Here is an 18,498-nt window from a genome sequence, read left to right on the forward strand (position 1 = left end):
TTTTGTCTTCAGAAGCAGACATGGCTCAGTCCCCCCGCAATTCGCGCGCACGGCGCAGCAGCTCCTGCATGGTCTGGCCGGGACGAGGGCCGCCTGCTGCTGAATGGGGGTTAGGAGCTTTACGAGGCTGGGCAACAGGGGCAGTCGGGGGCAGGGTGGGAGGGGAGACAGGAGAAGGGGGTGGAGCACCGCTGGGCAGCGTGGGATCCCAGAGGGCCATGTAAAGATGGCCTTGGGCGTTGCGTTCGATCCTGCCGGCCCAGGGGCCAACGCGGAATTGCACTCGCCCGGAACGTCCCTCGCGCACAGCCTGCAGTTCTCGCTGCAGTTGAGCAGGCAAGGGGGCTTGCAGCATATCCTCCAAGAGTCCTTCCACTTGAGGGGTGGGTACGCCATCGGTGACGGTGGCTTCGGTTTGCCGCAGGGCCAGACTGGATGCGTCGTAGAGCAGGCCCAGGTTCACCCCGCCAAGGCGATACAGGTCATACACGGTGTTGGGCCAAGCACCATGCCCCTGCTGGTTGGGGGATCCCAGGCTGGCCCGTACCGTCTCGCGGGAAGTCTCCAAGGGAAAGGTGCGAAACACCGGCTCGCTCCTGTTGTAGGGTTCCAGCTCCGGCGCGGGATCCCGCCGTCCGTTCTGCTCTGAAGCCAAAACAAGGGGCTCAGGGACAAGCTCCCCAGGCATAGGATGGACATTCTCTGGGGCAATGGGATCTTCCACTGCCGGACGAGATCCTGGCCCGGAAACACGGGGGGCCGAGGGGCGTTGCAGCAACTGTCCCCATTGCCAACTCACCAAAACCCAGCCCAGCAGCCCGCCCATCAGAAAGGGAATCAGGCGCACCCAAAGCAGGGATCCCCCGTTCTCGACCTCCGTGGCCGCCGTCAGGGGCCTGAGCCGCAGAGTACCGGCTGTAACCAAGGACGGCGCAGCGGCAGGGAGACCTCCAGAAAGTGGGCCAGAGGCAGCCTCTTCCGACGAGGCGACTGGGACCTGAGGGGCAATAGATCCCTGTGCTCTGGCTTGAATGTGCTCCAGCTCCGTCAACACGTTAGCCACCGATTGCGGGCGGGCGGCAGGATCTTTGGCCAGGCAACCGAGGATCAAGTCAGACAAACCGGCGGGCAGCGGAAACTTCAGTCCCCAGTCTTCTAGAGGGATGGGCCGGTGCTTGTGGTGGGCCTGGTACCAGCCCGGGAAAGATTCGGTGGTGGGCTTGAGGGGCATCTCCCCGGACACCATCTGGTACAGCATGATCCCGAAGCTGTAGATATCGGAACGGGCGTCCAGCGGCAACCCTTCCAGCTGTTCTGGGGAAGAATAGGCCAGCGTTCCCAGGTAAGCATGGGTAAAGCTCAAAGATTCATGGCTGTTGAGCAGCTTGGCAATGCCGAAATCCACCAGCTTCGCCAGTTCCCCAAAACTGCTATCAGGCACTACAATCACGTTGGCCGGCTTCAAATCGCGGTGGATCACCTGCACCCGTTGCCCTTCCATGAGGATCCCCTCGTGGGCTGCTTTCAACCCCAAGCCAATTTGACGGGCCAGCCGGAAGAAGCGCTCCAAAGGCAAAGCCCCTGCGGCCAGAATATCCTTGAGGGTTTGGCCGTTCAGGTATTCCATCACATAGAAAGGCACCTCATCGGGGGTAAGGCCATAGTCATTGACTTTGACAATGTGCAGGCTTTTTTGGCCCAAAGCCGCGCAGGCTTTCGCTTCCCGTTCAAAGCGCAGGCGGGTGCGCTGATCCATTGCCGGCTGGGAGAGCAGCTTGACGGCCACTTCCACCCCACCAAAGAGCAAATCTTGAGCCAAATAGACTCGCCCCATGCCTCCCTGTCCCAGCAGATGTACGAGTCGATAACGCTGAGCCAAGAGGCGACCCAAAAAGGGATCCGACGCAGTAAACATAGGGAATCGCGGCGGTACAGAGAACAGGTTTGCAAGCCTCGCGAAGGGATCCGGCAGGAGCGGGCTACCTCTACCATAAGCACTGGAGCCGTTATAGGCCATGCTCACCGCCGTCAATCCAGTTGCCCTTGATGTCTTTGCCAATTGTTTACCACCCCGACTACAGTGCCCCCCTGCCGCCGGGCCATCGCTTTCCCATGCCGAAATTTCGCCTCTTGCAAGAGCTGCTGCTGCGGGAAGGGGTGATCCGCCCCCAGCAAGTGCACCACCCTGAGCTGCCCCCTCTTGCCTGGATTGAGTCGGTACATACCCCTGAGTACGTCAGGGCCTACTGTGAGGGATCCCTGGAGGCCAAGCTGCAGCGGCGCATCGGCCTGCCCTGGAGCCCGGAGCTGGTGCAGCGCACCTGTCGAGCGGTGGGGGGTACCGTCTTGACCGCCCAATTGGCCCTGCGCCACGGCCTGGCCTGCAACACCGCCGGCGGCACCCACCATGCCTTTCCCGGCTACGGCTCCGGGTTTTGCATCTTCAACGACCTGGCCATTGCCGCCCAAGTCTTGCTGCAGCAAGGGCTGGTGCAAAGGCTCTTGATCGTGGATCTGGATGTCCATCAAGGAGATGGCACTGCTTGGATCTTTCGCTCCGAGCCGCGGGTGTTCACCTTTTCCATGCACTGCGAGGCCAACTTCCCCGCCACCAAACAACAGAGCGACCTGGACGTGCCCCTGCCAGTAGGTATGGAAGATGAAGCCTATCTCCAGACTTTGGCCGACCACTTGCCCGATCTGTTGGCTCAGGTGCGCCCTGACCTGGTGCTCTACGATGCCGGTGTGGATCCCCACGAGGAAGATCTCCTGGGCAAGCTGGCCCTTAGCGACCAGGGCCTGTTTCGGCGGGACATGCAAGTGCTGAACACTTGTCTAAAGCAGGGCTATCCTGTCGCCTGCGTCATCGGCGGCGGCTACGGCAAAGACCTCAACCGCCTCGTGTATCGCCACTCCCTGCTGCACCGGGCGGCCAGCGAAGTGTACCGCCAATACCGTCTTTAGCCGGGCGCAAACTAGGCGTATTCGGCAATCACTACTGTGATGTTGTCTCGCCCGCCCCGCTCTTTGGCCGCCTCGATGAGCTTTAGGGGAAGTTGCTCCAAATCTTCCACCTGCAGGCAATACTCGATGATCACTTCGTCGTCCAGCTCCTCAGTTAGGCCGTCGCTACACAACAACAGGCGATCCCCTGGGTAAACTGTAATCGGCTGCACAGAAGGTGGACCCGCATCGGGTCGGCCCAGGCAGCGCTCGAGAATATGTCGCCAAGGGTGAATCCGGGCCTGCTCATAGGTCAGCTCCCCCAGTCGAATGGAGCGAGCCACTAAGGTGTGATCCTCGGTCATTTGCTGCATTTCGGATCCCCGTAGGCGATAGAGGCGAGAATCGCCAATGTGAGCGCTCCAGCAGTTGTCATTGGGATCCACCATGGCCACCACCACCGTAGTGCCCATGTCTGCCCGCTCTGGATTTTCCCGCTGATCCTTGAGGATGGCACTGTTGGCTGCTTCTACGGCTTCGCTGAGCAACCGGGGTGCCGGCACGTTTTTCCAGCCTCGATCCAGATATTCTCGGATGGTCTCGACAGCCAACAGGCTGGCTGTAGCCCCGGCAGCATGTCCTCCCATACCATCGGCAACAATAAAATAGCGCCCCTCTGGATCGCAGTAGCAGGCATCTTGATTGCTGCTGCGGATCTTGCCGGGATCCGTAGCGCAGGCATATCGTCGCATCACATCAATCGCTCTGACCGATTCAACCTTAAGAGTACTCTGATTAAAGCAAGAGCAGCGAGGGCAGCCAAAACCAAAGTGATAACCGTTAAGGTAGCATGTCCGGCCAAAAAGAGCTGAGTTGCGCTCAAAAAAAAGGCCGCAAACAACACCCCGTAAATGACTCCCAGCCCGGTGTTGTTCAGCTTGCGCAGCAAGCGCTCCGTCTCGCTGGATCGCACCCGCAGGCGTAGCTCCCCTTGTTCTATCTTGCTCAAGGTCAATTCGATCCGGCGCGGCAAGCTGAGGCTGCTGCTGGTGAACTCAGCCGCTTGACGGCCAACCTGGGCCAAGAGGGTCTCAGTCTTGCTTCCGTTTAAACTCATCAGCTCTTCCGCAAAGGGTTTGGCCACCTCCATAAAGTCGAACTCCGGATCCAACCCTTTCCCCAATCCCTCCAGCGTGGTCAGGGCCCGCATCACAAAAGTAAAGGTAGCCGGAAAACGAAACGGCTGATCGTAGGCCAGCTCGTAAAGGTCTTCGCTAATGGCCGCCACCGAGATTTCTCCCGAGTTGCTGGAAAAGGGTTTGTCCATAAAGTGATCCAGCATGTACTGCACCGAGCGGCGCACCGGAGCCAGATCGGCGGTGGGCACCAGCACCCCCAGTTCCACCAGCGAGGCCACCACCTGATCGGCATTTTTGGAGACCACACCTGCCAGCGTGCCCATCAGCTTTTCTTTCACATCGGAGCGCAGGCGGCCCATCATGCCGAAGTCGTAGAAGATCAACGTGCCATCGGGCTTCACGGCAATGTTGCCGGGGTGGGGATCGGCGTGAAAAAAACCATCCTTGAGCAGTTGCCGCAGATAAGCCTCTGCCCCCAGACGAGCCAAAACCTTGCGATCCAACCCTGCCGCACTCAAGGCTTCGTAATCGCTGATTTTGATCCCCGGCAGGTATTCCAATGTCAACAGGCGAGGAGAGGTGTAACGCCAATACACTTTGGGAACAGCAATTTGCGGCATATCCCGAAAGTTGCGACGGAAGGTATCGGCATTGCGGCCCTCATTGAGGTAATCCACCTCTTCCCAGAGGGTGCGCCGACACTCTTCGTAGATGCCGATCCAGTCGCGGCCCGGCCCGCCCCAAGAGGTGCGATACTGAAAGAACTCGGCAATCCCACGGCAGATCTCCAAATCGATGGTGAACAGCCGGGTCAGCCCCGGACGCTGCACCTTCACCACCACCTCTTCCCCGGTTTTGAGCTTGGCGCGATGCACCTGCCCCAAGCTGGCAGCGGCCAAAGGGGTGGGATCAAAGTAGCTGTAGATTTGGGTTATCGGCCTGCCCAGCTCCTGCTGCACAATCGCCGCCACCTGTTCGTAGCTGAAAGCAGGCACCCGATCCTGCAGCTTGGAGAGCTCCTCGACATATTCCGAGGGGAAGAGATCGGCGCGGGTGGAGAAAAACTGCCCTACTTTAATAAAAGTAGGGCCTAAGTTAAGCAGCGTTTCGCGGATCCAAATGGCTCTGGCCCGGCGGCGCTTGGCCTTTCGCTCAGGCGTGGGTTGCCCCCCATAGCTCCAAGCCTGCTGATCCAGCCAAAGGTAAAACAGCCAGGTGAGCACAAATCGCCAAATGTCCAGCATGCGGCCCTGGCGAGTATAGTTCTCCCGGGCCCAGCGGTAGGCGGTATAGGGCTTGACGGGTTGTGATCCCAAAGAAGTCCGGGATCCCAAAAGGCTCGCGTTCAAGCGTTTCGACTCCGGTACTTCTGCAACTCGGAGCGCAGCTGCGCCACTTCCGCCCGCAAGTCGTCCAGAGTTGCCTGCAAATCTTCTGTCTGGAAAGGCAGCGGCACCCTTTCCTGGGCGGCCATGGATGCTTCTGCCTCAGCCCGGGTCATGACATCCTGGGCAAAGGTTTGCCAGCCCTCCTGCAGCTCAGCCCACACCTTGCCCACTTCCCCGGCAATATCGGTGAGGGCGCTTTCCAAACGCTCGCGCAGAACGTCTGCCACAGCCTTGCCGACAAAAAAAGCCTGCACAACCGGATTCTTCATGCGACCCAAGTGTTAAGAAGCATCACCCAGATTATAACGAATCCTGCTCAAACACAGCGGCGAGCCGACCCACCCGAACAGCAGCGGATCGATCGGCCCGGCGGATTGGGGAGTTCGTCCAGTCCTAGCGGCGGCTGGTGGTCATGTCCGGGATCTTCAGATCGAAGACGCTGATGTTTTGCCGCGCTGCCGGCTTGGGATTGAGCATGCGGGCCATGTTGAGGAAGTTTTCTGGATCCCCGGGTTTGGGAGGACGGGTGAGACGATAGGTGCGCACCACTTCCCGCGTCGAGCGCTTCACGCCGGAGACATCGCGCCAACGGGCTCCATAGCGGGGGGTCACCAGGTTGGCGGGCTTTTCCGACAGACGACGGCGCTGGTAGGGCACCACATCATCCCCAAAGGCAGCATTGTACTCTTCACTATCCACCACGGCATCGATAAAGCCATCCAGCCCCTTGGTGGCAACGATGATGGAGTACTTGATGCGCTCCTGTTGGCTGTAGGTGGGCCGACCCAAGAAGCGCTGGAAGGTGACTTCAATAAAGCGGTAGTTGTCGTTGGGAACCATGACCAGATCCCGGTACACCTCCGACTTGCCCAGGCCGCGCACAAACTCTTTGACCGAGATTGCCCCGTTGCGCAACTGGGACTCCAGAGCTTTTTGCCGATAACTCTCCAGCATCAGATGCTCGCTGAAGATCTGGCGATAGGCAGCGCGAATGATGTTGTCGATACCTGTCGGGTCGTCAGGACGGTAGACGGGCGGGGTTTCGTCGCTGGGCACAAAGTAGCGAGGCACCCGCTCATTTTGGGTGGTGGGGCGATCGGCAAGCAACGGAAGGGACATAGATGGTGCTCCTAAAAAAACGAGAAAAACTTAAGAAAAACACAGTGAGGCAGGGAAGCTAAGGCTCAGCAGCCAATTCCTGCCAGCTCATCTGGGCGCGGAGAGGGATCAGAGGATCGGCATCTTCCAGGGCCATCTGGAGCGCAGCCTCGACTGAGGGGCGCAGAGATTGTTCACCCTGGCGAGCCAAGTCCGTCAGGGATCCGACGGCGGCATAGCGGACTCCCCAATCGGCATCGGCAAGACATTGCCGCAATAGGTGCAAGGCTCGCTCTTGATCGGGCAAGGGCCGCTTGGCCGCCACCCGTCCCAGCCCGCGGGTCGCCGCCCGTCGCACACTGGGGGCAAAGTCCGCTACAATGGCTTCCGCCAAAAAGGGGTAGGCATCCCCATGGCCAATACGGGCCAGAGCCCGCACCGAATAGGCCCGCGCCCCATAGTCAAAACCGTCAATATGGCTCAGCAAGGGCTGCACCGCGGCTTCCCCAAAGCGCAGCACTTCCTCCAGGGCGGCTTCCCCCACTGCAGGGCGATTGAACCCAAAGGCGCGAATTAAGATGGGGATCCCTTCCACTTGGCCCAAAGCGCCCAGCGCCCTCACCACCCGCAACAATTCCTCAGGCGACGTGGCCTGCTCCAATTCTGCTGCCAGTTGAGCCACAGCAGTGGGAAACGCTTGAGCAGCCGAGGCGGAGGACATAGGCAACGAATAGTCAAAGGTACACTTGAAACCGCTGATCAAAGGCACTGAGCGCCCCAGGATCCTAGAAGAGCTTCTCCAATTGCGGCAGGATCACCGCCGTCACCTGAGCCAGCGGCACCCACCCCAACTGAAGCGCCACATCGAACAGCCGCTTCAGAGCATTGATGCGCAGGTTGAGAGCCACGTCGGCTGTGGCCAGCAGCGGTGCCCCCGCCACCCATCCCGATTCGGCCAGGTCGAACAAAGCGGCCTGTCGTAGGCTGGAGTTGGAGTGGGCCAGTAGCGCCACCAGGATTTGGGTCAGCTCCTCAGCTTGCGTAAAGCGATAGAGCACCCAAGCCGCTGCCGAACGCACCCGCTCAGAGGGATGGTTCAAAAAGGGCCGGATCGCTGCCTCAGCCTCGGTGGCCTGAAGCTGACCCAAGGCCTCGATAAGGGCTTCCCAGGGCTGCTCCTGCTCGCGGGACTGCAACAGTGCCAGCAAGGGATCCACCGCTCGCTTGTCCCCCAATTGAGCCAAGGCATAGGCAGCCTCTTCCCGCACGTGGAAGTCGGTACAAGTGAGCGCCTCGATCAAACCGGGCACGGCCCGCGCATCCCCGATTTGCCCCAGGGCCTTAGCGGCATTGCGGCGCAGAGGATAGCCCCCCAAGGCAGTGCGATCCCGCTCATCCTGCAACGCCAAAAGCAGCGGCTCTACCCCCCTTGGATCCCGAACTGTGCCCAGGTACCAGGCAGCATAGTACCGATCTTGCAAGTCATCCCCCTGCAGCCGGGCTATCGCCTGCTCCCAAGTGAGCTGCTGCGGCAGCACCGCCGTGTTGGATGCCATACGAACCGTTGCAGAGCTGTTCATGACACCTGGGCAACCTTGCCGGTAACTTCAGTCGGCCGTCGGGCCTCCCTCACTCAGCAGCGCCGTTGCCCTGAGCGGGAGAGGCATTGGCTCCCGACAAGGCAGTGACCTGCACGATTTTGCCACCCATCCGCAGAATGCGCTGCATCTCGGCAGACAACCGACTGTAGGGAACGGTGGTGCTCAGGGTGCTGCGGCGAACTTTGGCAGAGGTGGCCAGAGCATCGGGCGGGTTGAGCAGACCGGTGTACTCAACTCGGTAAACCCGGCTGCCGGCTTCTGTCAGGGCTTCAGGGCTGGTGGTGCTTTGACCAAACATCGCTTTCCCCAGGTATCTATGAGACTTCGTTTGGAAGACAGGCAAACTGACCAGCGAACAAGCCGTACCGGCTATTCTCGCGAACCAGCACGCTGCCGTTGGGCAATGCCTACAATCCAAAGGCTAACTACCCCAGACTGGAGAGCAGGCGACCAACCCAACCGGCTTAAGAGAAGCCAAGGCGCCAAACCAACCTGGAAACAGGTGGAATAGACCTCTTTGGAGCCGTCGCCTGCTCTGGAGAGACACACAATTGGAAGACAAAGAAAGAGATCGTCCACTCCCAACAAGCAGGGATCTCTGCCCTGGGATCCCCTAGCTGAGGGCGTTGATGGCGTAATCGAAGTAGATGGCAGCTTCGTTGGCCGCTTGACCGCTCAGCATGCCCAGAGCGCGGCTCTTCATGTACTGCAGAGCCACGATGTACCAGCTGGGAGAGAGGTTAAAGGAGCGGTTCACTTCCCGCAGCCCGGCCACCAGGTATTCATCGAGGGGGCCGGTGCCACCCGCAACCAGGGAATAGGTGATGAAGCGGAGGTAGTAGCCGATGTCGCGGGCACACTTGGCCTGAAACACATCGCCGTGGCCCATTTCACCCGGCTGGGTCAAGTAAGGGAACCTCTTGAACACTTCCTGCACCGCTTCCCGCACCAGGGTTTGCTGATTGTTGGTTAGGACACGGGCCGCTTCCAGAGAAGCAGCAGCACGCTGGTAACGACCATTCACGGCCTGCAGTTCGCTGGCATTCAGAAAACGCCCTTGATTGTCAGCGGCAGCAATCGCTTCAGTGATGACAGTTTTCACCTTGCAGCTCCTAAATTCATCAATTGTGTTGTTAATGGACGTTCTGTAGGGAAGGCGGACTGGATTTCCACCTGCCTATCAGAAATGAAGGGATCTAACCGATCTAAAAAGGGACGACTAAGCCAGCTTCGACCCAAAGCTCAAACGATGGCGGCAGCCGCCTTATCGAAGTAGCTGGCCACTTCGCTTTGCAGCGCCGAGCAGTCCCCAGGAGTGATGCCCTTCGGATCCATGATCTTGGCCAGCGCTTCCTTCTTCATGGCAGCAATGCCGTTGGCCACAGAAGTGGTGGGCACCCCCAGAGCAATGTAGGTTTCCCGCAGGCCGTTCAGGCAGCGATCTTCCAGCACAGAGCTATCCCCGGCCAAGGTGGCATAGGTGATGTAGCGCAGGATGATCTCCATGTCCCGTAGGCAGGCAGCCATGCGGCGGTTGGTGTAGGCATTGCCGCCGGGAGCGATCAGATCTGGCTCTTGAGCAAACAAAGAGCGAGCTGCATTGGTTACGATTTGGGCGGCATTGCTGGTCATGCGGTTGACAGCATCTAGGCGCTTGTTGCCCTCTGCCACCAAAGCCGCCAAACGGTCAAAGTCTTGGTCACTTAAAAAGGCACCGCGTGCATCTGCCTGAGCGATCACCCGGGTAAAAGCATCTTGCATGATGGATCTCCTTCTGGTCTTTCCAAAAAGTGGTGAGCGACTGGCTGAACCTCCCAAAAGCCGAATCCCAAGCTTTTTTGCGGGATCCTCTTTGACCTCCAAAAACTGGGGATTCCGTGGCAGCAGGCTGCTCAAAACTACCCCCACCGAACCCCCCAATTTTTAGATAGGTCAAGAACCTCTGCGACTTTCAGACAGCCGAGCATCCAGCCTAATTTTATATCGCGGGAGGGATGAGTGTTTTGTGAAGATTTACAAACCCATCGATACCAAAATGTCTGCTTAGCCTGGGATCTCTGGACTATGGGGCGCAGCAGGGGGGAAATGGGTCTGCGGGCTGGCTCACAAAATGTAAACATTTGTTTTGAGATGGAAGCAGTCTGAGTGGGCACCTTCCTGAACAGAAGTTAACACTCTGGAGGGGTCACCTCTTGCAGAGCCGCTTTGAGGGCTCGACAAAAGTGGGCTATTTGCTGCAGTCCCTCTTCAGGCGTGGGGGCTTTCGCCAGCCGTTGCACAAATGCGCTGCCCACAATCGCCGCATCTGCTCCCCAGAGAGCGATCTGGCGGGCCTGGTCGGGAGTGGAGATGCCGAAGCCCACCCCAATCGGCAGGGGGGTTTGTTGGCGCAGTTGCTGCAGCAAAGCCGGGATCCGCTTTTCCAGGGTGGCCCGTTCGCCGGTAACGCCGGTGGTGCTGACCAAGTAGACAAAGCCACTGGACTGCTGGGCAATGCGGCGCATGCGCTCCGGGGGGCTGGTGGGGGCCACCAGCAGGATGAGGTCGATCTCTTCGGCCTGGGCTGCTTGTCGCAGGGATCCCGCCTCTTCCAGAGGCAAATCGGGGACGACCAAGCCGGCACAGCCGGCCTGCCGCAGTTGATGCAGAAAGTTGGGGATGCCGAGCTGGTGGATGGGGTTGTAGTAGGTGAACAGGATCAGGGGGGCCTGCAGCGAGAGACAGCGCAAGCCTTGTAGAATGGCGCCCAAAGTGACTCCCCGGCTGAGGGCGCGGGTGGCTGCTGCTTGGATCACCGGCCCATCCGCCAAGGGATCCGAGTAGGGTACCCCCAGCTCGATAAGATCGGCGCCGCTCTGATCCAGAACCTGCAAAGCCTCAAAGGTGGTTTCCAAGTTGGGATCCCCAGCGGTGAGGTAGGGGATGAGGGCTTTTTCACCACGGCTGCGCAGCGCCTGAAAGCAGGCTGTGATCCGAGTGGGCATGGGATCCATTCGATTCTGAGGAGATTGAGAGCATCCCCCACTGTAGCGTCTGCCGGGATCCCTAGGGGAGAGGCACGAAATCGTAGCCGGTACCGGAGCGGTTGCCGGGCTCAACCTGCACCAGCACATGGGGAGCATTGCGGTCGCCGGAGGGCAAGAAGCGCACTTCTCCGGAAGCGCCGTCCGGCAAGCGGAAGTTCGGGTCGCCCAGGGCGGCGAGAACAGCGCTGCGGCTGGTGGCTCCTTGGCTGAAAGCTTGCAAGAAAACCCGGGTGGCATCATAAGCCAGAGCGGTGCGCCAGCTCACCTGCCCTCCCCAGAGCTGGGCTGCCTTCTGGGCAAACTCGCGGTTGCGCGGCACCTGGGGATGCCAGGGTACCGCCACCACCAAGCCCTCTACCGCTGCTCCCCCTTCTTGCAATGTGGTGAGGCTGAAGAGCACATCGCCGCCCAGAAGAGCAAGGGGCTTACCAGCTACAGCGTTCTCGCGGGCTACGGCCAGCGCTTTTTCGGCTACGGAAGCCGTGGGAGCTAAAAAAGCTACCTGGGCTCCTTGGCCGACGGCCCTTTGCAGGCTGGCCTGGGGGTTGAAGTCCGACGCCGATAAGTCGAACTCCGCCAGCACGATGCCCCCTTCGCTGGTCAGGGTGGAGGCAAAGGCGTCCCGCAGGCTGGTACTGTAAGCGCTGTTGGGGTTGTAGAAGATGGCCACCCTTTGCAACCGCAACGTGTTGAGAGCATAACGGGCCAGTTGCGTGCCGGCCACTTGATCCGAGGGCACGGTGCGAAAAATGGCATCCCCCAGCATGCTGATGCGGGTGCTGGTGGAGGTGGAGGAGATCATGGCCAAGCCGGCAGGCTGATAAACCTCGGCTGCAGCCAGGGTGGCGTCGCTGGTGTTATGGCCGATCACGCCCAAGATCTCGGGCTGGCTCACCAGAGCCTTGGCCACCGCCGTTGCTCGCTCAGGGTTATCGCCATCGTCGGCAATCACTACCCGCAGCAGCCGTCCTCCGATTCCCCCCTGTTGGAAAAGCTCCTCCTGAGCTTGCGCCACCCCGCGCAGGGTCTCTTTGGCGCGGTTGGGGTTGCTGGAGATGGGCACCACCACCGCCAGGCTCAAGGGACTGCCCTGCTGCTGGGCACGGGCATTGTTCAAGAAAATGCGAGCTTCCGGGTCGTTGCGGTTGCTTTGCAGCCCCATCTCCAACACCGGGATGGCCGCGCTGAGGTTACCTTGGCGCAACAGCTCTGCAGCGGCAACGGCAGCGGGACTGCTATCGGCAAACAAGGTGCGCTCGCCGCTGGTCAGGAGCAGATCTTGTGCTCCACCCCCCAACCCTGGCAGCGATACTGGCGGTAGAGAAATGCCTTCCGGCCAGCGAACATAGCCCGCCCGCCAAGCACGATGACCGCCCCAGAGGAGCAATAGACCCAGGACGATGTAGACAATGGGTGGCGGAGACTTGACAACCATGATTCAGGGAAGAAAACGCCGACCTTTGGCCAGCAAAGACACTGCTCGCGCCCTCAGGGATCCTCAAAAACCCGTCTTTTCAAGGATTTTCAGAGGCTTCTCGAAGAATAACTTAAGGGTAGGGACGGTAGGAAGGGCTGTTGCGGTATTGACGCTCTAGCTGCTCCACAATGGAAACAGGAACAGATGGGGTTTCTGGGGGCTCTTCTGGTGGGGTGCCGGCCTGCGGTCTGGTCTCCGCGTTGAACTGCCGAGATGTTGCCCAAACCACTGCTGCAATCAGCAAAAGGACGATAGCGGCACCGTAAAGAAAGGCGACGATGGCCATCGGGTCAATGGTTTAGCTTTCCCCTTCCATGATAAAGGCTGTCGAGAATCACCCACTTCGGGATCCCTTAGAGCAAGCCCTATGGGACTGGCACCGAGGAGAGGCCAAGGGATCCCTGCTCTTGCATGCCTACGGCCTGGAGGGGATCCCGTTGGCGGAAGAGCCCCAGGTGGTCTCCCCAGAGGTGTTCTTCACCCAGGAGCTGCCGGAGGTGGAAGCCTTGGCCTTGGAACTCTGCCGCGGTCGGGCGCTAGACATCGGCGCCGGTACGGGCCGCCACAGCCTGCTGCTGCAGGAGGAAGGATTTGCCGTGGCCGCCTTGGATCGCTCCCCTGTGGCTTTGCAGATTATGGCAGAGCGGGGGGTGCGTTGCCGCATTGCCGCCGATCTTTTCCACTGGGCGGGGCCAGGAGAGCCCTTCGATACCCTACTCCTGCTGATGAACGGCGTCGGCTTGGCGGGATCCCTGTCGGGCTTGGAGCGTTTTTTGCGCCTGGCTCGCCACTGGGTTCAGCCCACTGGCCAGTTGCTCCTGGATTCCACCGATTTGAGCGATGCCAGCGACCTCGCAGATCTGCGGAATCTGCCGGCAGAAGAGGGAGGGCGTTTAGAAAACTTGGAAGATCCCTCTGGCAAGCTGGCCGCTCCTGCCCACCTCGAAGCAGGTGGCTCAGAAGATTGGCAGGAAGGGAGCGAGGCAAAAGCCAAGGTAGTGAACTTTGTAGCCGAGTACAACGGCCAGCGGGGGGATCCCTTTCCCTGGCTATTTGTAGATCCGGAAACCCTGCTGCAGTGTGCCCACGCCAACGGCTGGCAGGGGCAGATTGTCTATCAAGAGCCGGAGGGGGCTTTTCTGGCACGCCTCACCCCCTTCTGAAGGACTCGCTAGTGGGAAAGGATCTGGGATAAAAACAGGCGGGAGCGCTCTTCTTTCGGATTGCTGAAAAACTCTTGGGGGGTGTTTTCCTCCACGATCTTGCCGCGGTCGAAGAAGATAATCCGATCCGCCACCTCGCGGGCAAAGCCCATCTCGTGGGTTACACACACCATGGTCATCCCCGAGCGGGCCAACTCCCGCATCACGTCCAGCACCTCCTTGATCATCTCTGGATCCAAGGCCGAGGTGGGCTCATCGAAGAGCATCACCGCCGGATTCATGGCCAAGGCGCGGGCAATCGCCACCCGCTGCTGCTGCCCCCCCGAAAGTTGCCCCGGGTATTTTTCTGCTTGCTCGGCGATCCCCACGCGGCTTAGCAGTTCCATAGCCCGCTCTATCGCCTCACTTTTTTTCATCTTTTTCACGTGGATTGGGCCAAGGGTTACATTTTGCAAAACCGTGAGATGGGGAAACAGGTTGAACTGTTGAAAAACCATGCCCACCTCGCGGCGAATGGCATCGATGTTGCGCAGGTCGCTGGTTAGCTCAATGCCATCTACCACAATGCGCCCTCTCTGGTGTTCTTCTAAGCGGTTCAACGTGCGAATAAACGTGGACTTGCCCGAACCTGAAGGCCCACAGACCACCACCACCTCTCCGCGGCGGATGCGGGTGGTAATGCCCTTGAGGACGTGGAAATCGCCGTACCATTTGTGAACATCTTCGCATTGGATAATGTCAGCGCTGGCTGCACTTTGCGGAGAGAGTGAAGACCTTATGTGCGGGGATCCTTGCATGGGTGGGTGACTCCCTAAGTTTCACCAAAGCAGGCATGGGTACCATGGCAGAACTGGCCGAGCCACAACCGTAGCCTCTGCAACATTTCCATACGCCCTGACATGTAAGGCTTTGAGAAAATCGTAGGCGCCTATGGCAAACCATTCTATGGGGTGTGGGGTGTGGCAGGAGTGTAACCCAATGGCACGGTATCTCGGTTGAAGTGCCGTGTATGAACGACTGTTGACGACGAAGATCTTGAGGATTGACATGGGGTAATTTTATGAACTGGATAAAGCATTTGAACGGATTGGCTCCCTTGGCCGGGGCACTGGCGTTGTCTATGGGCCTGCAGTCCCTTCCCGCTTGGGCGCAGCTGGGGCCGCTCACCGACCGCATCAAGGCTCGGGGCGAGTTGATCTGTGGGGTAAACAACCAACTGCCCGGATTCGGCAACCTGGATGACCAAGGCAAGTATGTGGGTTTTGATATCGACATCTGCCGGGCGGTAGCTGCCGCTCTCTTTGGAGATCCGGACAAGGTTCGATACGTCTACCTGACGGCGGCCAATCGCCAGTCTGCGATTCAGTCGGGCGAGGTCGATATGATTAGCCGCAACACCACCTGGACCCTCACTCGGGATCGCGAGTGGGCGGTCACCTTCGGCCCCACCACCTACTACGACGGCCAAGGATTTATGGTGCGGAAGTCGCTGGGGGTGGAAAAGCTGGAAGACCTGAACGGGGCCACCATCTGTGTGATTGCCGGCACCACCACCGAGCTGAACTTGGCGGATACCTTCCGCGCCCGTGGCATTGCCTTTACGCCAGTAACCTTCGACGGCGATGATTCTTCTTTCAACGCCTACGAAGAGGGCCGTTGCGATGCCATCACCAGCGACCAAAGCGCCCTCATCTCCCGCCGGGCCAGCTTGGCTTCTCCCGACGACCACGTGATCTTGCCGGAGGTGATCTCCAAAGAGCCCTTGGGGCCGCTGGTTCCCCACGGAGATGAGAGTTTCTCCGACATTATGAACTGGACGGTCTACGCCCTCTTCTATGCAGAAGAAAAGGGGATCACCAGCGCCAATGTGGACGAGTTCCTCAAGTCCGAGGATCCCGACATTCGCCGCTTCTTGGGCCAGGAAGGCAACCTGGGAGAGCTGCTGGGCCTGAAGCCGGATTGGGTGGTCAATGTCATCAAGGCGGTGGGCAACTACGGCGAGATCTTCGACCGCCACCTGACCCCCTTGGGCGTGCCGCGGGGCTTGAACCAGCCCTACACCAAAGGTGGGATCCAGTACGCGCCGCCTTTCCGCTGATCGGCTGATTCGGAATCCGGGCCTAGGGATCCCGGTTGGTCAGTACCGGCCAGGGATCCCCTATTCTCTGCTGTGCTCTGAATTTTTGCTTGCCCCGCATGACTTCTCTGTCCGACCAGTCCCACCTTCGCCCCCCCTGGTGGCGGGATGAGCGTATCCTGAAGCTCTTGCTGCAGGTGGCCTTTGTCGTGGCCGTGCTGCTGGTGTTCGGGATCCTTGCTCAGAACCTCCTCGCCAGCCTGCGCCGCCTGGGCATCAGTTTGGGCTTTCGCTTTCTGGGCAACTCCGCCAACTTTGGGATCACCGAGGGGCTGATCCCCTACGACCCTTCCGAGAGCTACCTGAAGGCGCTGGTGGTGGGGGCGGTGAACACCCTCTGGCTGTCGGCAGTCAGCATTGTGTTGGCGACGGCGATGGGCTTTGTCCTGGGGATGGCTCGCCTCTCCAGCAACTGGCTGGCCCGCCAGCTGGCCACCGTTGTTACCGAGATCTTTCGCAATGTCCCGGTGCTGCTGATCGTGATCTTCTGGTACCAGGGGGTGATCCTCACCCTGCCGGGGGTGCGCAACAGTCTCTCCATCGGCGGGCTTGTCTTTATCAACCAGCGGGGAGTGAAGCTGCCCGGGTTGGATCCCAGCGGCTGGCTGGTTCCCGCGCTGGCCATTGTAATCGCGGCTGGGTGGGGGATCCGCAAGCTGCTCCTAGTCTGCCGACCCGAGCTGGGATCCCGGCAGCGGAACCTGTGGGTGGCTGCGGGGGTGGCGCTGCTGGCGGTGGCCTGCTGGGTGCTCTTCCCAGAGCCGCCGGTGCGGCTGGATGTCCCGGTACTGGAGCGCTTTAACTTCCGGGGTGGGATCCAGCTTTCGGCGGAGTTTACCGCCATGATGCTGGGCTTGGTGACCTACACCGGCTGCTACATTGCCGAAGTGGTGCGGGGATCCTTTTTGGCGGTGCCGCGGGGGCAGTGGGAGGCGGCCCGGGCCGTCGGCCTGTCGGAGCTGCAAACCTTTCGCTTGGTGATTGTGCCCCAGGCCCTGCGGATCATGATCCCCTCCTTGAACACTCAGTATCTCACCCTGATCAAAAACTCCAGCTTGGCCATTGCCGTTGGCTTCTCCGATCTGTTCAACATCAGCAGCACCATCATCAACCAGTCGGGACGTTCGGTGGAGATGTTCGCCATCCTCATGGCCACCTACCTGACCTTTAACCTGGTGGTTTCCTACGGCATGAACTGGCTCAATGCCCGCGTCAAATTGGTGGAGCGCTAACCCATGCCCAGCAGTCTCTCCTCTCCCCTTGTAGAAGAAAAGGTACTCCCCCCCAGGGAGAAACAAAGTCCTCTGGCTTGGGTGCGCCGCAACCTGTTCGACTCCTGGCTGAGCACCTTGCTCACCTTGGTCTCCGCCTTGGTGTTGGCCTGGGCAATTTCCCTGTTCTGGAACTGGGCGTTCACCCAAGCCCGCTGGGAAGTGATCCCGGCCAACCTGAAAATCTTTGCCAGCGGCACCTACCCCAGCAGCCAACTGTGGCGGGTGTGGGCGGTGTTGGGAATTGTGCTGGCCACCTTGGGGGTAGCGGGGGGGGCTTGGGGCGGTGTGCTGCTGCACTACCTCATTCTCTTGGGAGCTGCTATGGGCTTGGCCGCTTTCCTGCCTTTGGGAACCCAGTCGCAGGGGTGGCTGGCGGTTTGCTCTGGAGCGACTTTTGCCGCTATTGCCCTCAGTCGCGGACGGGAATCCTGGCGGCTGGCTTCCATCTGGGTTTGGGCCTTGATCTTGCCCCTCTGTCTGGAGCTGCTGCTGGGCAACCTGGGCCCCAATTGGCCGGCAGTGCGGGCTGAGCAACTGTCTGGACTGCTGCTGACCTTGATCTTGGCGGCAGCCGCCATGATCATCGGCTTCCCCATTGGGGTGTTGCTGGCGTTGGGCCGGGCCAATCGGGCGTTGCCGGTGATCCGGATCTTCTGCACGCTGGTGATCGAGCTGGTGCGGGGGGTGCCCCTGACCACCATTCTGTTTGCCGCCTGGCTGTTGGTGCCCTTCTTTCTGGGGGGGATCAGCGTCAACCTGATCATCAGGGCGGAGGTGGCCTTCATCTTGTTTACAGCCGTGTACGTGGCCGAGGACGTGCGGGGCGGCCTGCAGTCAATCCCGCTGGGCCAGCTAGAAGCGGCACGGGCACTCGGCTTGAACCCCTTTCAAGTGACGGCTCTGGTGATTTTGCCCCAGGCACTGCGGGCAGCCGTTCCGGCGCTGGTGAACGAGTTCCTCACTCTCTTCAAAGACACGTCGCTGGTGTTCATTGTCGGCCTCATCGACCTGCTGCAGGCGGGGCGCGTGGTGTTCACTAACCCCAACTGGCTGGGCACCCAGCGGGAAGTGCTGTTTTTTATCGGCCTGATCTACTTTATCTGCTGCTTTGCCATGGCTTACGCCGCCCAGCAGGTGGAAAAGGCGCTGGGCTTGGGCAAGCGCTAGAAATTGCAGCCACTCCCCTTCCCCGTCCCCTCTGCTCAGGCCCCAAGATCCCCTTAACAGGCCAGGGCTACATCCCCCTATAGCG

At 59.9% G+C, this 18,498-nt stretch carries 19 protein-coding genes; 5 read left to right on the forward strand and 14 right to left on the reverse strand.

Annotation, left to right across the window (positions count from 1 at the left end):
- Nucleotides 1–25: 25 nt before the first annotated feature.
- On the reverse strand, nucleotides 26–1,915 hold the full coding sequence (locus NW843_RS00025; protein WP_414521737.1) for a serine/threonine-protein kinase: 1,890 nt from the start codon (nucleotides 1,913–1,915) through the stop codon (nucleotides 26–28).
- A 131-nt stretch (nucleotides 1,916–2,046) separates the two neighbouring features.
- On the opposite strand from NW843_RS00025, the gene NW843_RS00030 reads away from it, so the two are divergent.
- Complete coding sequence (locus NW843_RS00030) at nucleotides 2,047–2,964, forward strand: histone deacetylase (protein ID WP_414521738.1); 918 nt, start codon at nucleotides 2,047–2,049, stop codon at nucleotides 2,962–2,964.
- Nucleotides 2,965–2,975: 11 nt separating this feature from the next.
- Here the strand turns inward: NW843_RS00030 and NW843_RS00035 are convergent, their stop codons facing one another.
- The 12 genes from NW843_RS00035 to NW843_RS00090 all read right to left on the reverse strand — a co-directional run bounded on the left by NW843_RS00035 (nucleotide 2,976) and on the right by NW843_RS00090 (nucleotide 12,958).
- A complete protein-coding gene (locus NW843_RS00035) occupies nucleotides 2,976–3,695 on the reverse strand; it encodes a PP2C family protein-serine/threonine phosphatase (protein WP_414349919.1) in 720 nt (239 codons plus the stop codon).
- Entirely contained in the window at nucleotides 3,695–5,398 is a 1,704-nt protein-coding gene (locus NW843_RS00040) for an ABC1 kinase family protein (RefSeq protein WP_414343151.1), read from the reverse strand. The genes NW843_RS00035 and NW843_RS00040 overlap by 1 nt, the downstream gene beginning before the upstream one ends.
- A gap of 29 nt (nucleotides 5,399–5,427) precedes the next feature.
- Nucleotides 5,428–5,739 carry a DUF6825 family protein gene (locus tag NW843_RS00045; RefSeq protein ID WP_414343148.1) on the reverse strand — a complete coding sequence of 104 codons (312 nt, stop codon included), beginning with the start codon at nucleotides 5,737–5,739 and terminating at the stop codon, nucleotides 5,428–5,430.
- Between the two features lie 124 nt (nucleotides 5,740–5,863).
- Nucleotides 5,864–6,589, reverse strand: a complete 726-nt coding sequence (locus NW843_RS00050; protein WP_011432578.1) for a phycobilisome rod-core linker polypeptide — start codon at nucleotides 6,587–6,589, stop codon at nucleotides 5,864–5,866.
- A gap of 58 nt (nucleotides 6,590–6,647) precedes the next feature.
- Nucleotides 6,648–7,289 carry a HEAT repeat domain-containing protein gene (locus NW843_RS00055; RefSeq protein ID WP_414521739.1) on the reverse strand — a complete coding sequence of 214 codons (642 nt, stop codon included), beginning with the start codon at nucleotides 7,287–7,289 and terminating at the stop codon, nucleotides 6,648–6,650.
- Between the two features lie 64 nt (nucleotides 7,290–7,353).
- A complete protein-coding gene (locus tag NW843_RS00060) occupies nucleotides 7,354–8,148 on the reverse strand; it encodes a HEAT repeat domain-containing protein (RefSeq protein WP_071818148.1) in 795 nt (264 codons plus the stop codon).
- A gap of 49 nt (nucleotides 8,149–8,197) precedes the next feature.
- Complete coding sequence (locus NW843_RS00065) at nucleotides 8,198–8,467, reverse strand: phycobilisome linker polypeptide (RefSeq protein ID WP_011432575.1); 270 nt, start codon at nucleotides 8,465–8,467, stop codon at nucleotides 8,198–8,200.
- Nucleotides 8,468–8,782: 315 nt separating this feature from the next.
- The gene (locus NW843_RS00070; RefSeq protein ID WP_011432574.1) at nucleotides 8,783–9,271 is read right to left on the reverse strand and encodes a phycocyanin subunit alpha; all 489 of its coding nucleotides are present in this window, start codon (nucleotides 9,269–9,271) and stop codon (nucleotides 8,783–8,785) included.
- A gap of 140 nt (nucleotides 9,272–9,411) precedes the next feature.
- Nucleotides 9,412–9,933, reverse strand: a complete 522-nt coding sequence (locus NW843_RS00075) for a phycocyanin subunit beta (protein ID WP_304411987.1) — start codon at nucleotides 9,931–9,933, stop codon at nucleotides 9,412–9,414.
- 404 nt (nucleotides 9,934–10,337) lie between these two features.
- Nucleotides 10,338–11,153: a tryptophan synthase subunit alpha gene (gene trpA / locus NW843_RS00080; RefSeq protein ID WP_414329025.1), complete on the reverse strand. Its 816-nt coding sequence runs from the start codon at nucleotides 11,151–11,153 to the stop codon at nucleotides 10,338–10,340.
- Nucleotides 11,154–11,214: 61 nt separating this feature from the next.
- Entirely contained in the window at nucleotides 11,215–12,630 is a 1,416-nt protein-coding gene (locus NW843_RS00085) for an ABC transporter substrate-binding protein (protein WP_414521740.1), read from the reverse strand.
- A 112-nt stretch (nucleotides 12,631–12,742) separates the two neighbouring features.
- Nucleotides 12,743–12,958 carry a hypothetical protein gene (locus NW843_RS00090; protein ID WP_414521741.1) on the reverse strand — a complete coding sequence of 72 codons (216 nt, stop codon included), beginning with the start codon at nucleotides 12,956–12,958 and terminating at the stop codon, nucleotides 12,743–12,745.
- 28 nt (nucleotides 12,959–12,986) lie between these two features.
- Between NW843_RS00090 and NW843_RS00095 the strand changes: the two genes are divergently transcribed.
- Complete coding sequence (locus NW843_RS00095; RefSeq protein ID WP_414521742.1) at nucleotides 12,987–13,835, forward strand: class I SAM-dependent methyltransferase; 849 nt, start codon at nucleotides 12,987–12,989, stop codon at nucleotides 13,833–13,835.
- A gap of 8 nt (nucleotides 13,836–13,843) precedes the next feature.
- On the opposite strand, the gene NW843_RS00100 is transcribed toward NW843_RS00095, so the two are convergent.
- A complete protein-coding gene (locus NW843_RS00100) occupies nucleotides 13,844–14,632 on the reverse strand; it encodes an amino acid ABC transporter ATP-binding protein (RefSeq protein WP_011432567.1) in 789 nt (262 codons plus the stop codon).
- Nucleotides 14,633–14,913: 281 nt separating this feature from the next.
- Between NW843_RS00100 and NW843_RS00105 the strand changes: the two genes are divergently transcribed.
- From NW843_RS00105 to NW843_RS00115, 3 genes are read left to right on the forward strand one after another with little or no spacing between them, the layout of a single operon-like run.
- Nucleotides 14,914–15,933, forward strand: coding sequence for an amino acid ABC transporter substrate-binding protein (locus NW843_RS00105; RefSeq protein ID WP_414356383.1), 1,020 nt, complete (start codon nucleotides 14,914–14,916; stop codon nucleotides 15,931–15,933).
- A gap of 35 nt (nucleotides 15,934–15,968) precedes the next feature.
- Complete coding sequence (locus tag NW843_RS00110) at nucleotides 15,969–17,204, forward strand: amino acid ABC transporter permease (protein ID WP_414521743.1); 1,236 nt, start codon at nucleotides 15,969–15,971, stop codon at nucleotides 17,202–17,204.
- A 3-nt stretch (nucleotides 17,205–17,207) separates the two neighbouring features.
- Entirely contained in the window at nucleotides 17,208–18,413 is a 1,206-nt protein-coding gene (locus NW843_RS00115) for an amino acid ABC transporter permease (RefSeq protein WP_414521744.1), read from the forward strand.
- Nucleotides 18,414–18,498: the final 85 nt, after the last annotated feature.

The sequence above is a fragment of the Synechococcus sp. R5-12 genome, from assembly GCF_047502655.1.
In the GTDB taxonomy this organism is placed as follows: Bacteria; Cyanobacteriota; Cyanobacteriia; order Thermostichales; family Thermostichaceae; genus Thermostichus.